This is a genomic window from Propionivibrio pelophilus DSM 12018, assembly GCF_059569095.1.
Genome location: NZ_JCANUT010000009.1, coordinates 40642 through 55398 on the forward strand (window position 1 = coordinate 40642; position 14757 = coordinate 55398).

General features: G+C 62.5%; 12 protein-coding genes and 1 tRNA gene. 8 read left to right on the top strand and 5 right to left on the bottom strand.

The window, feature by feature from the left end; translation table 11 throughout:
• Positions 1 to 35: 35 nt before the first annotated feature.
• A complete protein-coding gene (gene fusA / locus BO74_RS06315) occupies positions 36 to 2093 on the bottom strand; it encodes an elongation factor G (protein ID WP_496440891.1) in 2058 nt (685 codons plus the stop codon).
• 225 nt (positions 2094 to 2318) lie between these two features.
• On the opposite strand from fusA, the gene BO74_RS06320 reads away from it, so the two are divergent.
• From BO74_RS06320 to trmB, 6 genes are all read left to right on the top strand, one after another.
• A tRNA-Gly gene (locus tag BO74_RS06320) sits at positions 2319 to 2392 on the top strand.
• 333 nt (positions 2393 to 2725) lie between these two features.
• Positions 2726 to 4357, top strand: a complete 1632-nt coding sequence (locus BO74_RS06325; protein WP_496440892.1) for a BCCT family transporter — start codon at positions 2726 to 2728, stop codon at positions 4355 to 4357.
• A 47-nt stretch (positions 4358 to 4404) separates the two neighbouring features.
• On the top strand, positions 4405 to 6282 hold the full coding sequence (locus tag BO74_RS06330; RefSeq protein ID WP_496440893.1) for a DUF294 nucleotidyltransferase-like domain-containing protein: 1878 nt from the start codon (positions 4405 to 4407) through the stop codon (positions 6280 to 6282).
• Between the two features lie 15 nt (positions 6283 to 6297).
• Positions 6298 to 7065, top strand: coding sequence for a 3'-5' exonuclease (locus BO74_RS06335; RefSeq protein ID WP_496440894.1), 768 nt, complete (start codon positions 6298 to 6300; stop codon positions 7063 to 7065).
• Positions 7066 to 7171: 106 nt separating this feature from the next.
• Entirely contained in the window at positions 7172 to 8770 is a 1599-nt protein-coding gene (locus BO74_RS06340; protein ID WP_496440895.1) for a bifunctional aminoglycoside phosphotransferase/ATP-binding protein, read from the top strand.
• Positions 8771 to 8812: 42 nt separating this feature from the next.
• On the top strand, positions 8813 to 9538 hold the full coding sequence (gene trmB / locus BO74_RS06345) for a tRNA (guanosine(46)-N7)-methyltransferase TrmB (RefSeq protein WP_496440896.1): 726 nt from the start codon (positions 8813 to 8815) through the stop codon (positions 9536 to 9538).
• Here the strand turns inward: trmB and BO74_RS06350 are convergent, their stop codons facing one another.
• Positions 9539 to 10090, bottom strand: coding sequence for an energy transducer TonB (locus tag BO74_RS06350; protein ID WP_496440897.1), 552 nt, complete (start codon positions 10088 to 10090; stop codon positions 9539 to 9541).
• A gap of 50 nt (positions 10091 to 10140) precedes the next feature.
• Here BO74_RS06350 and BO74_RS06355 point away from each other — a divergent pair, with 50 nt between their 5' ends.
• Together BO74_RS06355 and BO74_RS06360 are read left to right on the top strand one after the other, a co-directional pair.
• Positions 10141 to 11298, top strand: a complete 1158-nt coding sequence (locus tag BO74_RS06355; RefSeq protein ID WP_496440898.1) for an ankyrin repeat domain-containing protein — start codon at positions 10141 to 10143, stop codon at positions 11296 to 11298.
• A gap of 103 nt (positions 11299 to 11401) precedes the next feature.
• The gene (locus BO74_RS06360; RefSeq protein WP_496440899.1) at positions 11402 to 12211 is read left to right on the top strand and encodes a PEP-CTERM sorting domain-containing protein; all 810 of its coding nucleotides are present in this window, start codon (positions 11402 to 11404) and stop codon (positions 12209 to 12211) included.
• Positions 12212 to 12220: 9 nt separating this feature from the next.
• Here the strand turns inward: BO74_RS06360 and hemW are convergent, their stop codons facing one another.
• Genes hemW through rph form a run of 3 tightly spaced genes read right to left on the bottom strand, consistent with a single transcriptional unit; the run spans position 12221 to position 14753 of the window.
• Complete coding sequence (hemW, locus tag BO74_RS06365; protein WP_496440900.1) at positions 12221 to 13453, bottom strand: radical SAM family heme chaperone HemW; 1233 nt, start codon at positions 13451 to 13453, stop codon at positions 12221 to 12223.
• Positions 13450 to 14040, bottom strand: a complete 591-nt coding sequence (gene rdgB, locus BO74_RS06370; RefSeq protein ID WP_496440901.1) for an RdgB/HAM1 family non-canonical purine NTP pyrophosphatase — start codon at positions 14038 to 14040, stop codon at positions 13450 to 13452. Before rdgB ends, hemW begins: the two co-directional genes overlap by 4 nt.
• A complete protein-coding gene (rph, locus tag BO74_RS06375; RefSeq protein WP_496440903.1) occupies positions 14037 to 14753 on the bottom strand; it encodes a ribonuclease PH in 717 nt (238 codons plus the stop codon). The genes rdgB and rph overlap by 4 nt, the downstream gene beginning before the upstream one ends.
• Positions 14754 to 14757: the final 4 nt, after the last annotated feature.

Sequence of the window (14757 nt, forward strand, 5' to 3'; positions counted from 1 at the left end):
CTTGTGGCGGGTCGCTGGCTTTGTCGCTTGCCTGGTCAGTCGTCTTCCAGACCGATAGTCTTGTGCTGCGCTGCCAGTTGCTGTTGCGTGCCGCTGGGTACCGCCGCGTAGTGCGAGAACGCGATGCTGTATGAACCTTGGCCGCCGGTCAGGGACTTCAGCCGGCCTTGATAATCGTCCAGTTCAGCGAGCGGCACCTTGCCGCTGATGGCCATCGTCCCTGTGCCGCGCGGCTGGGTACCCGTCACTTGGCCGCGCTTGCTGGACAAGTCGCCCGACAGATCACCGACGGAAGCTTCCGGAGCCAGGACTTCGATATCCACCACGGGCTCGAGGATGATCGGCGTTGCGTCCTGGATGGCCTGAATGGTGGCTTTTCGCCCCGCGGTGAAGAACGCGATGTCCTTGCTGTCTACCGAATGTGACTTGCCGTCATGGACAATCACGCGAATGTCGTGCACCGGGAATCCGCCGACGACGCCGTCCGCGAGCGCCTGACGGACGCCCTTCTCGACCGAGGCCATGAATACGCCGGGGATCACCCCGCCCTTGACCATGTCGACGAATTCGAAGCCGGCTCCGCGCTCCAGTGGTTCGACGCGCAGCATGACCTCCCCGAACTGGCCGGCGCCGCCGGTTTGTTTCTTGTGCCGGCAATGTCCTTCCGCCTTCTTGGTGATCGTCTCGCGGTAGGCGATTTGCGGAGGCCTGGTCGCCAGTTCGATCTTGTATTGCTGGGCCAGTCGGGCCAGTTTGGTGCGCAGGTGAATCTCACCCAAGCCGCGAATGACGGTTTCGTTGGTGGTCGGGTGGCGCTCGACCTTGAAGCAGGGGTCCTCGATCTCGAGTTTGTGCAATACGTCGAAAAGCCGTTGCTCGTCGGCCTTGCGCTTGGTTTCCACCGCCAGACCCTGCATCGGTTCCGGGAATTCGAGCGGCTTCAGATGGATGTGGTCTTCATCGTGCGAGTCGTGCAGGACCACGTCGAATTCGATTTCGTCTACCTTGGCCACGGCGCCGATATCGCCCGGAACGAGTGCCTCTGTCTCGACGTATTCCTTGCCTTGCAGGCGGTAGAGGTGACCGACCTTGAATGCGCGTTTGGCCTCCCCTACGAAGAGTTGGGTGTCCTTCCGGATCGTTCCCTGGTGGACGCGGAAAATGCCGAGCTTTCCGACGAACGGGTCGCTGACGATCTTGAAGACATGTGCCAGCACGTGCTTGCCGGGGTCGGGTACGGCATCGAATGCCGCAGCGTCCGGATCGTCCGGTTCGCCGCTGAAGAACGGGGGGGGATTCCCCTCCGCCGGGTTCGGCGCCAGTTTTGCCAGGACGTCGAGCAATTGCGGAACGCCGGCGCCGGTTTTGGCCGAGACGAACAGGATGGGAATCAGGTGGCCGGCGCGCAGTGCCTTTTCGAAGGGGGCATGCAGTTCTTCGACGGAGGGGTCGGCACCTTCATCCAGATAACGGGCGAGCAGGTCTTCGTCCTCCTCGACGATCTGGTCGATCAGGGCGCGGTGCATCGCGGCGACTGATTCAAAATCGCTTTCGCCACCGTCGTGACCGAGTACTTCGACGACATCCTGAGCGTGGTGCGATGGCAAATCGAGAAGCATGCACTCGCGTCCGAAACGTTCGCGGATCTCGCCGACCAGTTTGGGGAGATCGACGTTTTCCGCATCGATCTTGTTGATCACGATCATCCGGCACAGATTGCGCGCAGCCGCCAGTTTCATCATCCGCTCGGTCGATAGCTCGATGCCGTTCTGTGCGTTGATGACAACCAGTGCGGTGTCGACGGCGGCGAGGGCGCCGATGGCTTGCCCGGCGAAATCGGGGTATCCGGGTGTGTCGATTACGTGGATTTGTCTATCAATCCAGTTCAGCGAGGCGATTGCGGACTGGATGGAGTGACCGAGTTCCCGCTCCAGCGGGTCGTGGTCACAGACTGTGTTTCCTTTTTCAACAGAGCCTTTGCTGGGAATCGCGCCGGCCGCGGCGAGCAGCGTTTCGACAAGTGACGTCTTGCCGGCTGCGCCATGGCCGACAATGGCTACAGTACGAAGGTTGACCGTGTTGTTCTGACCCATGTTTTCCCCCAGTTCTTTTGAAAATGCTCGACGTGGGGTGCAAATACGGCAATACCCTGAGTCGAGCTACCGATTACGCATGATCCAACACAACGGTTTCATTCTACGCTTTATGTCTTGCCAGCCAAGTGCCAACCCGAGTTTTCTCGATCGACGAACGCATGCGCCGAAATTTTCTGATTCAGATTGAACACTTGCGCTCAAACGCATAGAATGTGCGCCTTCGCGGGTGTAGTTCAATGGTAGAACGGCAGCTTCCCAAGCTGCATACGAGGGTTCGATTCCCTTCACCCGCTCCAGTTTTTCTTCCATGGTCACCCACTGAGTTCTATAAGCTGCTGTCAGGAAAGTATTTTTTCCAGACAGTCGGTCATTGAGATCCAGGAGCGCCAGCCTCTACTTGACACTTGACTGCGTATCGGCCTTGCTTCAGGGGTGGATACTCAAGCTGCGGAGTAGCTGAATCCCGTCATCTTCTGGCGGCGCGTTTGTGATCATCTCAAGCAGGCCATCGCCGCGTCAGGCGTCCTGAAAATTCACAGCTTGCTTGAAACAGATGCAAAAGTAATCGGCTGACTGCTATTTTGAAAACGGATATTCTCAATCCGGAAGCATGTCATGGAGAAGTCGCGATGGCAGAGAAAAAAGACCCGATGGTCCCCGACGGGGCGGTTAATCCGATCAATACCGACTACAAGGTTGGGCAAGACAACATCGTCGTGAATGTCGGCCCTTTCGGCCTTGATATCCACAACCGTGTGTTTGCCGTTTCAGGCTTGCTGGTGGTCGCGTTTGTCGTGCTTACACTGGCCTTCCAGAACCAGGTTGAGCCGATGTTCAGTGGCATGCGCAGCTGGCTGACGTCGAATCTGGACTGGTTCTTCCTCAGCGCGGGAAACATCTTTGTGCTGGTGTGCCTGGTGGTGGCGCTCTCACCATTGGGCCGCGTACGTCTGGGGGGCACGGAAGCGGTGCCGGATTATTCCTATCTCGGCTGGTTCTCGATGCTTTTCGCAGCTGGCATGGGCATCGGGCTGATGTTTTTCGGCGTGTCCGAGCCGTTGTCGCATTTCGGCAGCGCGATGGGGGGTACGGTGATCGAGAACGGCGTGCGCACCGACTGGGCGCCGCTCGCTGGCGCAGCAGGCGATGCTGCCGCTGCTACCCGCCTGGGCATGGCCGCCACGATTTTCCACTGGGCGCTTCATCCGTGGGCGATATACGCGGTGCTGGCACTGGGACTGGCCCTGTTCTCGTTCAACAAGGGCCTGCCGCTGACGATCCGTTCGGTGTTCTACCCGTTGCTGGGCGAGCGCGTGTGGGGGTGGTCGGGCCACCTCATCGATATCCTGGCGGTGCTGGCGACGCTCTTCGGCTTGGCAACCTCGCTTGGCTACGGTGCCGCGCAGGCCAGTTCGGGGCTCAATTTCCTGTTCGACGTGCCGTTGGGTGAGACCACCCAGGTGCTGCTGGTCATCGGCATTACCGCAATCGCGCTGACATCGGTCGTCGCCGGGTTGGATGCGGGGGTCAAGCGCCTGTCCGAGATCAACATGGCGATCGCCCTGTTGTTGATGCTGTTCGTGATCTTCGTCGGGCCGACGCTCGATATCGCCAAAGGTTTTTTCAGCAATCTCGTTGCCTACATCCAGTACCTGCCGGCGCTCGCGAGCCCGTTCGGGCGTGACGACGTCAACTTCTCGCAGGGATGGACGGCCTTCTACTGGGCGTGGTGGATCTCCTGGTCGCCGTTCGTCGGCATGTTCATCGCGCGCGTGTCGCGCGGTCGCACCGTGCGCGAATTCATCGTCTCGGTATTGATCGTGCCTTCCCTGGCGTGCGTGCTGTGGATGACGGTGTTCGGCGAGACTGCGATCATCCAGCGGGTCCGGGACGGCTACGAGGCGGCGAGCAAGGCCGAGTTGCCGCTGCAACTATTCACCATGCTCGATGTGCTGCCGCTGGCGCAGATCACCTCCTTCATCGCCATCGTGCTGGTGGTGGTGTTCTTTGTTACCTCGTCTGACTCGGGCTCGCTCGTCATCGACGTGATCTCGGCGGGAGGCAAGGTCGATGCGCCTTTGCCGCAACGCGTCTTCTGGGCCGTGTTCGAAGGGCTGGTGGCGATTGCGCTGATCCTCGGCGGCGGCTTGGTAGCGCTCCAGGCAATGGCGGTGTCTACGGGGTTGCCCTTCACCGTCGTCTTGCTTGTGGCGAGCATGGCCATCATCAAGGGGTTGGCCTCCGAGCCGCGCGTTTCCTGATCCTTGCTCTGCGAGCCGGGCTCGCAGAGCATTTGCCGGATGAAACCATGCAGGTCGAACAGCTTGAAATTCTCGACTTCCTCCGTTCCCATCCGCCGTTTTGCGAACTGCCGGAAGATGCACTGCAGAACGTGGCGGTCGCTGTCGACGTGCGCTATTACAAGGCTGGCGAGAAAATCGTCGAGTTCGGTCAGCCGGCCGAGTTCTGGCACGTGGTGCGCAGTGGCGCGGTCGAGGTTTTCCGGCGAAATGGCACGCTGTACAACCGCCTGACGGCGGGCGGCTACTTTGGTGAATTCGGTCTGCTGCGCCACGGCCGTGTGCGCTTTCCGGCGCAGGCGCTGGAGGATACGCTGCTGTACCTGATTCCGCAGCCGGTGTTCCTCGAGCTGTTCGAGCAGCATGAGGTTTTTGCCGACTACGTAGAGATCGAGGATCGCACGCGTCTGCGTCAGGTGGTGTCGCGCCGTGCCGACGCCAACGACCTGATGTCGGCCACGGTCGAGGTTCTCGTGAGCCGCCCGGCTGTGACGCTGGGCAGCGGCGCAACTGCCCGGGAGGCGGCTCAGCGCATGGCGGAGGAAGGCGTGTCCTCGCTGTTGATCGTCGATGACAATCCTGATGTGCCCGATCTTCCCCTGCTGTCGGGCATCCTGACGGACCGTGATCTGCGTACCCGCCTGCTGGCACCCGGCCTCCCCTACGATACGCCGGTGGCCGGGATCATGACCGCCGGCGTGGCCTCGGTCGCCCACAACCAGCTGGTCTTTGAAGCCATGCTGGCGATGCTGCGCCGCAACGTGCATCACCTGCCGGTGATGAAGAACCAGCGGCCGCTTGGCATCATCGCCCTGTCGGACATCATCCGCTATGAATCGCGCAACAGCCTGTTCGTGGTCGGCAGCATTTTCCGCCAGCAATCGGTGGATGAGCTTGCCGCGCTGGTGCCGGATGTGCGCGCCTGCTTTGTGCGCATGCTGGGCGAGGACGCGAGTTCGCACATGGTCGGCAGCGCAATGGCGGCGATCGGGCGCAGCTTCAAGCAGCGCCTGCTGGAGCTGGGCGAGGCCGAACTCGGCCCGCCTCCCGTGGCGTACTGCTTCCTCGCCCTCGGCTCGATGGCGCGGCAGGAGCAACTGATCGTCACGGACCAGGACAACGCGCTGGTGCTGGACAACCGTTTCGATCCGGCGCGTCACGACGCCTACTTCAAGGCGCTTGCCACCTTCGTCTGCGATGGGCTGGCGCGCTGTGGCTACAGCTACTGCAGCGGCGGGGTGATGGCGACCAACGAGAGATGGCGTCAGCCGCTGAGAGCGTGGGAGCGCACCTTCACCGACTGGATCGAGCGTCCGACGCCGGAGTCGCTGCTCAATGCCGGCATCTTCTTCGACCTTGATGGCGTGTGGGGGCAAGTGGAGTGGGCGATGCGCCTGCGCGAACTGATCGCGCGCAAGGCCAGAGGCAATTCGCGCTTTCTCGCCTGCATGGCGCGCAACGCGCTATTGCGTACGCCGCCGCTGGGCTTCTTCAAGGACTTCGTGGTGGAGTCCGATGGCCGCCACAGCCGGGTGATCAACATCAAGCGCCGCGGAACGGCGCCGCTCTCCGACCTGGTCCGGGTACATGGGCTGGCGATCGGTTCGATGGCGCTGAATTCCTTCGAGCGCCTGAAGGACATCATTGACGCGGCGATCCTGCCGCTTGGCCGTGGCCAGGATCTGTACGATGCGCTCGAATTCATCTCCATGGTGCGCGGGCGTCATCAGGCCGAGGACCTTGCCGCCGGCGCCGATCCCGACAACAGCATCGATCCGGAGAAGCTGTCCGAATTCGAACGCAAGAGCCTGCGCGACGCCTTCCAGATTCTGAGCAACGCGCAGAAATTCCTCAAATACCGCTACCACCCGGGACGGGCCAACTGAGGACGAGGGCGCGCGATGCTGCACCGCGGAGATTTGGCGGGTACGCCAGGTAGCATTCCCCGCCGGGAGCGCAAGCCGCTTCCCGGGCCGGACTGGCCGCGGCGTTTCGCCGACCTGGCCGCTGGTGCGCGCGATTCCCGGTTACGGACTTTCTATGCCCACGGGACGCCGGCAGGTGATGCGCCGCTGAAGGATGTGCCGATGGTCGCGCTTGACGTCGAAACCACCGGCCTGAATCCCGAACGCGACGAGATCGTGAGCATCGGCGTGGTGCCGATGATGCTCGATCGCATCGCTTCCAGTGCCTCGCGCTACTGGGTTGTGCGACCCCGCACCGGACTTGATCCGGAGTCGGTCACGATCCATGCGATCACGCACGCCCAGATCGATGCGGCTCCCGATCTTGACGCGATTGTCGATGATTTGCTCGCCGCGCTAACGGGGCGCGTCGTCGTCGTGCACTGCAAGGAGATCGAGCGCAGCTTTCTCGATCTTGCGCTGAGGGCGCGTGTCGGGGAGGGGCTTCAGTTTCCGGTCATCGACACCATGGAGTTGGAAGCCCGTCTGCATCGTCAGTCACCGCCAGGCTTCTTTGCGCGCCTGCTGGGGTGGAAGCCCCCGCCTGTGTCGATCCGCCTGGCCGACAGTCGCGAACGCTACGGTTTGCCGCGCTACCGCGCTCATCATGCGCTGACCGACGCGCTCGCTACCGCCGAATTGTTGCAGGCACAGGTGGCGCACCGGTTCAGCCCGGAGATGCCGCTGCGCGAACTGTGGCAGTGATCCATTTGCTTGCCTGAAGCGGACGACCGTTTGCGTGGCTGGGTCGGCTGATCTAGCCTTCAAGGGGAAAGCGGCTTTGCCGGAGGCCGCCGAAAGCGAGGAGGCCATGCGCGTAGTTCCCCTGTTGTCGCCTGATGCCGGGCGCGCCCAGGCAGCTTTGGTTGCCTCCTTGCAGCGGGCTTTGGCAGCGAGAGGCGCCGTGCGCTTGATCGAGACGCACATTTCCTATGTGCTGCTCGTCGGGCGGACGGCGTACAAGATCAAGAAGGCGGTGAATCTCGGCTTTCTGGATTTTTCCACGCTGGAGAAACGCCGGCGCTATTGCGAGGAGGAATTGCGGCTCAATCGGCGCCTCGCGCCGGAGCTCTATCGCGCGGTGGTGGCGCTGAGCGGAGCGCCCGATGCGCCGCAGATCGGTGGCGCTGGCGTGCCGTTCGAGTACGCGGTGGAAATGCGCCGCTTCGCCCAGTCGGCATTGCTCTCCAGTCGCCTGGCGAGCAAGCGCCTGCCGCCGCAAGTGATCGATCTGCTGGCCGAGCGTGTCGCCGAGTTTCACACGCAGGCGGAGCGTTGTCCGCCCGACGCGGGCTTCGGGTCTCCAGAGGCCGTGTGGGCGCCGGTTGCAGCGAATTTCAGGCAGCTACGCCGGCTTCTTACTGCAGGCGGATACGCGGGGAGCTTGCAAACCCTCGAGGCGTGGAGCCGCGATCGCTGCGCGGATTTCGCGGACCTGATCACCGCTCGCAAGCTTGATGGGAGGGTGCGCGAATGCCACGGCGATCTGCATCTGGGGAACGTTGCGCTGATCCTCGGGAAGCCGGTGATCTTCGACTGCATCGAGTTCAACCCGGAACTGCGCTGGATCGATGTCATCAACGAAGTTGCCTTCATGACGATGGATCTCGAAGAACGTGGGCGACCGGATTACGCTCACCGTTTCCTCGATCGCTGGTTGGAGGAAACCGGCGATTGCGGCGGTTTGGCGCTATTGACGTTCTATCAGAGTTATCGGGCGTTGGTCCGCGCCAAGGTCGCGGCGATTCGGGCGTCGCAGGAAGAGCCGGGAAAGCGCGATCATGAACGGGCGGTTTGTGATCAATACATCGCCTGCGCCCAGCGTGCGATGTACGGGCGCCAACGTTTCCTGGGCTTGATGCATGGGGTGTCCGGCGCAGGAAAAAGCTGGGTGTCACAGATTCTGCTGGAGACGACCGGGGCGGTGCGTCTGCGCTCCGATGTCGAGCGCAAGCGGCTGGCCGGCCTGGCGGCACGCGGCAACAGTTGTTCCGTGTCAGGGCGGATCTACGGTCCGGAGATGACGGCGGCGACCTATGCGCGTCTGGCGGAACAGGCGCGGACAGTCCTCGCTGCCGGCTTCCCTGTCATCGTCGACGCAGCCAGTCTCGCCGCGTGGCAGCGGCGCCTTTTCCGTTCGCTGGCGGCGGAGCTGGGCATCCCTTTCCGGCTGATCGATTGCCAGGCGCCGGAAACTGTTCTGCGTCAGCGTCTGGCTGCGCGCGCACGCGCTGGCAGCGATCCCTCGGAGGCGGATTGTGCCGTTCTGACGGAGCAGTTGCGTTCGCAGGAGCCGCTCTCTGCCGACGAGTACGTTGATTGCCTGCGGGTAGCGACCGAAGACATCATGCGTGAGGATTTGTCGCGCCGCTTGGCCGGGTTTCCGGGGAGCCCCTCGGCGGGCACATGATAAAATCGCCCGCTTTTCAAAAAGACCGGCGGAGATGCTCCCATGAACCAAGGTTTGGAAACCGAAACCCGGGAGACGGAAGGCGTTTACACGGCCGGGCGGGCCGGGCACATCCGCAGTTTCGTGCTGCGTCAGGGCCGCGTCTCGAATGCGCAGCAGCGTTACTACGATGAGATGATGGCGAAGATCGGCATACCCTATGCCGTCTCGCTGCTCGACCTCGACACCGTGTTTGGGCGCAGTGCGCCGCACATTCTCGAAATCGGATTCGGCATGGGCGAAACGTCGGCGGCGATCGCCGAGACCAACTCGCAGAATGACTACATCGGCGTCGAGGTGCACACGCCGGGCGTCGGCAGCCTGTGCAAGCTGATCGCCGAGAAGAATCTGGCCAACCAACGCATCATCCAGCACGACGCGGTGGAAGTGCTGCGCGACATGATCCCCGAGGGATCGCTCGACGGCGTGCACATCTTCTTTCCCGATCCGTGGCCGAAGGCCCGCCACCACAAGCGCCGCCTGATCCAGTCACCGCTGGTGGCAACACTGGCACGCCGCCTCAAGCCGGGCAGTTACATTCACTGCGCGACCGACTGGGAAAACTACGCGGAGCAGATGCTCGAAGTGTTGTCAGCCGAGCCTTTGCTGGCAAACACCGCCGACGGCTACGCGCCGCGCCCGGACTATCGGCCGCTGACCAAGTTCGAGCAGCGCGGCATTCGCCTGGGGCACGGCGTCTGGGATCTGGTGTTTCGCCGCAAGGCCTGATCACTCGAGCTGGAATGTGTAGGACCAGGTGTCCGATGTTCCCGGCAGGCGGCCGATCGCGTAGAACCCCTTGATGGCGGCGTTGTCGAGAATCGGGTACCCGCTGCTGGAAACAACGCGCACATCCTCGACTTTTCCGTTCGCAGAGAGTTCGATGAACAGCTCGACCGTTCCCTCGATCCCCAAGGCCCGTGCATGTTCCGGATAGAACACGTACTCCGCCAGTTTTTCCTGCACGGCGCGGATTTCACGCTGGGTGAGCGGTTTCGGGGTGGGGGGGCTCGTGTTGGGTGTCTCGATTTTCTTTTTCGCTACGGGGGGCGGCGGCTTTGGTGCGTCCTCCTGCAGCGCTTCCTCCTCGATCGTGTTCTTCAGCAACGAGTCCGGAATGGGCGGAGTTTCTGCCGGACGTGCTGGTTCGGGAGGAAGACGCAAAATGGCCTGAAGCGCAGGTCGCGGTCGAGGTGCGGCCGGCTTGAATGCATCGGCGACCAACAGGCCACCGTGCAGGACAAGCGAGAGAGTAACGGCGATAATCAGGCGGAGCGGCATGGATCCGGTATTGTGCAACAAATGGAATGGAAGTGCTCCGGGAGCGTTAGATGCTTAAGGTGTGTGTGGCAATGCGTGAGCGCCTGATGGCGCTGTTATGTTGTTCGTGTTTTCTGTCCGGTGCGGCATTTGCTGCCTTGCCCGACCCGGCGGCTTTCAGTTGGGCTGTTGAACGCGGGGATGTTGCCAGTGTTCGAGAATGGCTTGATGAAGGGCTCGATCCGGACTTCGAAGGAAGCCAGTTCGGCACCGGTCTGATGAACGCGGCCTGGCATGGCAACATCGACATGATGCAACTCTTTCTTTCTCACGGGTCCAATCCGCGGCGGAGCAACCGCAATGGCGAGCAGGCGCTGCAGTTGGCGGTATGGAACGGGCATGTGGAGGCGGCGAAATGGCTGCTGACCCATGGCGCTCCAGTCAACCGCGAGGGTAATTATTGGGGGGCGTTGCACTACGCCGTGTTCAACGGCCATACCGAGTTGGCAAAGTACCTGATCGAGCGCGGAGCAAACGTGAATGCGCGTTCGCCCAACGGTTCGACGCCGCTGATGATGGCTGCGCGGGAAGGGCGCGAGGAAATCGCCAAGACGCTTCTTGAGTCGGGGGCCGACACGCGGGCGAAGAACGACTGGGGGGACACGTCTCTCGTGCTGGCGATGCGCTACGACCATTACCGGCTGGGCAAGATGATCTCCTCGCCGGAAGAGTTCGAGATCGCGGTCAAGGCGCCGAAGGAGGATTTCGGTGAGCCGATCAAGTCGGCCGCCGCGCCGAGCGAGATCGAAGTGTTGTTGCAGAAGATTCGCGAGGCCGAGGCCGAAGGTTTGCCGAGCGAGCATCTGCATGTCGAGTTGCGCCGCGTCGTCGAAGAGGTTCGTGCCAAGGCGATGGCGCGCCGCGCGGTCCGGCGCCCGGCGCACCTGCCGTACCAGGGTAAGTCGATTGTCATCACTGCCAAGCGTAACCAGTTCGGCGGCGAGCGGGCACAGATCACCGCCCGCCGGCCAACGGATAATCCGGTGAAACCAGCGAATGCGAAGAAGGGTGAACCCGTGCCGGTGCTCAAGGTGACGCCGGCTGACCGGTTGGCAATTCAGGCACGCATTGCCGACCTGATGCGGCAGATTCGTTTGGACGAAGCACAGGGCCGTCCTGCCGAGGGGCTGCGACAAGAGCTTTACGAGGCAGTGGAAGCTCAAAAATAGTTGGTTGTCGAAGTTTGTTGGCCCGTGTGAATAATTTCACAGCGTAAATGTACGAGGGCGGTTATTTTGCGAGAGCCTGCCATTTTCCGGTGATGCGATCGCCATGAAAAAACTCTTTGTCTCAGCACTAGCCGCAAGCGCTTTGTTCTCCGGTGCCGCCGGTGCCAGTCTTCTCGTCAACGGCAATTTGTCTGACTGGAATATCGATCACAACACGTGGGCCTCGTCGCTTCCGGGAGTGCTCTACACGGTAGAGGATGCGACCGGGAATACAAACACTTATCTCGATCCAGGATATGGCGGTCAGGCTTATGATGCTGAGGCCCTATATGCGACCATCCAAGATGGGGCGTTGTGGATTGCCCTGATTGCCGGGCACGATCCCGCGACTGCAAACAATCCGTTGAAAAACAGCTATGGCGCCGGCGACTTTGCTATAGATTTCGGCAAAAACGGTAGCTACGAACTGGGGATCAACATCATAACCGGAGGCTTCGGCGTTGCCGGTGGCGTTTATAGCAATCCGGTGTGGGCATATGGTCTTTGGGATGCGAATGGAGAAGAGGTTAAGAAGTCCGGGGGAGTCCCCGATCCGTTGCATCCCACATCTCTTCTTGGCGGAACGCTGATCGGCACGGCGACGTACGACTATTCTAAGAATGGTGCCGGTGGCTATGGCCAGTGGAACAGTGATAAGCACTTCTTCTACGAAATCAGCCTGGATCTCGATTTGCTGTATGCGGCGGGCTGGGACGGCAGCGAGTTCAATATTCACTGGACCCAGAACTGCGCCAACGACAGCATCATCGTCGATCCCGGGTTTGCCGTGCCGGAACCCGGCTCGCTGGCGCTGTTTGGTGTCGGGATGGTCGGCTTGCTCGGCGGAGGCTTGCGTCGCCGCAAGGAACGCTGAGAGCAGCGATCACGCCAGAAACATTTCCAGCAGCCGGTTGAGGAAGCGCTGGCCGCGCTGGGTCGGTGCGATCCGTCCGGGCTCACGCACGATCAGTCCCTCGTCTTCCGCCTGACGCAGGATCGTTTCGACGGCAAGCAGCGGTAGCGCCGTGCGTGCTTCGAACAAAGCGGGATCGAATCCCTGAATAAGGCGGAGAGCGTTCATCATGAATTCAAACGGCAGATCGGCCGCCGGGACGGAAAATTCGTCCTGGAGCAGACGTCCTTTTGCGACGCCGGCGAGGTACTGCTTCGGCTGTTTCCAGCGCATCTGCCGGCGTACCTCCCATGCCTTGCCGTCGTGCAGCGTCAGTTTGCCGTGCGCGCCGGCGCCGATACCGAGGTAGTCGCCAAACGTCCAGTAGTTGAGATTGTGGAGGCATTGCCGCCCGGGACGAGCGAAGGCCGATGTCTCGTAGTGCGTGAAGCCGCCAGCAGCGAGGCGGGCCTCGATGGCTTCCTGCATGTCGGCGCATCGATCCGGGTCGGGCAGGGCCGGCGGCGCTGCGGCAAAGGCCGTGTTCGGCTCGATGGTCAGCTGATAACAGGAAAGGTGCGTCGGGGCGAAGGCGAGTGCCTGCTCGACATCGGCAAGCGCCTGGTCGATGGTCTGCCCCGGCAGGCCGTACATCAGGTCGAGGTTGAAATTGTCGAAGTGGCGGGCGGCGATCTCGATGGCCCGGCGGGCCTCGTCACCGTCGTGAATGCGCCCGAGGGCCTTGAGGTGGGCGTTGTCGAAGCTCTGGATGCCGAGCGAGAGGCGGTTGATGCCGGCGGCGCGGAACGCGGCGAACTTGCCCGCCTCGACGGTGCCGGGGTTGGCTTCGAGGGTGATTTCCGCGTCATGCACCAGCGGCAGGCGGGTGCGGACGGCGGTCAGCAGCGTGTCGATTCCCTCGCCCGAGAGCAGGCTCGGCGTGCCGCCGCCGAGGAAGATGCTGACGACCTTGCGTCCCCAGACGAGCGGCAGCGCCGATTCGAGGTCGGCGACGAGTGCGGCAAGGTACTCGGCTTCAGGCAGGATTTCGCGGACCGCGTGTGAATTGAAATCGCAGTACGGACATTTCTGTACGCACCACGGCACGTGGATATACAGCGAGAGCGGTAGCGGCGTACGGAATTCGAGCGTGCCGCTGCGTGCGTCATCGATTCGTCCAGACGGGTGGATCGCGATGACGCGCGAGTGCTTCCGCTCGGTCATGCGGCGCCGGATTTCAGGCGTGCGACGAGCTGCTCCAGCGCTTTCCCGCGATGCGAGCGGCGGTTCTTTTCGGCGGAGTCGAGTTCCGCCGCGGTGACGCCCGCGTCGGGCAGGAAGAAATACGGGTCGTACCCGAAACCGCCCTGGCCGCGCGGCACATCGACGATTTCGCCGTGCCACTCGCCTTCGGTGATGATCGGCTGCGGGTCGTCGGCGTGACGGACGAAGACCAGCACGCAGACGTAATGGGCGCGCCGGTCGCTCCTGTCGGTGAGGTCGGCGACCAGCTTCTCGTTGTTGCGCTCATCGGATTTCGGCTCGCCGGCATAGCGGGCGGAAAAGACGCCCGGTGCGCCGCCGAGGGCGTGCACACAGAGGCCGGAATCGTCGGCCAGCGCCGGCAGGCCGGTACAGGCCGCCGCGTGCCGGGCCTTGGCCAGCGCGTTTTCGACGAAGGTGACGTGCGGCTCCTCGCATTCGGGAACGTCGAGTTCCCTCTGCGGAATCGTTTCCCAGCCGAGCGGGGCGAGCAACTGGCCAAATTCGCGCAGCTTGCCCGGGTTGTTCGAGGCGACGACGAGCTTCATGCGGCGAGCGCCTCTTTCTGCTTGACGATCAATTCGCCGATGCCGGCTTCCGCCATGTCGACCAGCTGGTTCATCTGGGCGCGGGTAAACGGCTCGCCTTCCGCCGTTCCTTGAATTTCGACGATGCCGCCGGCACCGGTCATGATTACGTTCATGTCGGTGTCGCAGGCCGAGTCCTCCGGGTAGTCGAGGTCGAGTACCAATTGGCCCTCGAAGATGCCGACAGATACGGCGGCGACGTGGTCACGCACCGGGCTGGTAGCCAGCTTGCCTTCGGCGACGAGCTTGGCGCAGGCGTCGTTCAGCGCCAGCCAAGCGCCGGTGATCGACGCGCAGCGGGTGCCGCCGTCGGCCTGCAGCACGTCGCAGTCGAGGGTGATCTGGCGTTCGCCGAGGGCAACGAGATCTGTGACGGCGCGCAGCGAGCGGCCGATCAGGCGCTGGATTTCCAGCGTGCGCCCGGACTGCTTGCCCTTGGCCGCTTCGCGCGCCGTGCGCGTATGCGTCGAGCGAGGCAGCATCCCGTATTCGGCGGTGACCCAGCCCTGGCCCTTGCCGCGCAGGAACGGGGGGACGGATTCTTCAACGCTGGCGGTGCACAGCACCTTGGTGTTGCCCATCTCGATGAGCACGGAGCCTTCGGCGTGGCAAGTGAATTGGCGGGTGATGCGGACGTCGCGCAATTGCGCGGGTTGGCGTTGGCTGGGGCGCATGGGT

Bases quoted from the DNA above. Each gene is read 5' to 3' on its own strand.
- fusA (WP_496440891.1), bottom strand. From the start codon at position 2,093: ATGGGTCAGAACAACACGGTCAACCTTCGTACTGTAGCCATTGTCGGC.
- BO74_RS06325 (WP_496440892.1), top strand. From the start codon at position 2,726: ATGGCAGAGAAAAAAGACCCGATGGTCCCCGACGGGGCGGTTAATCCG.
- BO74_RS06330 (WP_496440893.1), top strand. From the start codon at position 4,405: ATGCAGGTCGAACAGCTTGAAATTCTCGACTTCCTCCGTTCCCATCCG.
- BO74_RS06335 (WP_496440894.1), top strand. From the start codon at position 6,298: ATGCTGCACCGCGGAGATTTGGCGGGTACGCCAGGTAGCATTCCCCGC.
- BO74_RS06340 (WP_496440895.1), top strand. From the start codon at position 7,172: ATGCGCGTAGTTCCCCTGTTGTCGCCTGATGCCGGGCGCGCCCAGGCA.
- trmB (WP_496440896.1), top strand. From the start codon at position 8,813: ATGAACCAAGGTTTGGAAACCGAAACCCGGGAGACGGAAGGCGTTTAC.
- BO74_RS06350 (WP_496440897.1), bottom strand. From the start codon at position 10,090: ATGCCGCTCCGCCTGATTATCGCCGTTACTCTCTCGCTTGTCCTGCAC.
- BO74_RS06355 (WP_496440898.1), top strand. From the start codon at position 10,141: ATGCTTAAGGTGTGTGTGGCAATGCGTGAGCGCCTGATGGCGCTGTTA.
- BO74_RS06360 (WP_496440899.1), top strand. From the start codon at position 11,402: ATGAAAAAACTCTTTGTCTCAGCACTAGCCGCAAGCGCTTTGTTCTCC.
- hemW (WP_496440900.1), bottom strand. From the start codon at position 13,453: ATGACCGAGCGGAAGCACTCGCGCGTCATCGCGATCCACCCGTCTGGA.
- rdgB (WP_496440901.1), bottom strand. From the start codon at position 14,040: ATGAAGCTCGTCGTCGCCTCGAACAACCCGGGCAAGCTGCGCGAATTT.
- rph (WP_496440903.1), bottom strand. From the start codon at position 14,753: ATGCGCCCCAGCCAACGCCAACCCGCGCAATTGCGCGACGTCCGCATC.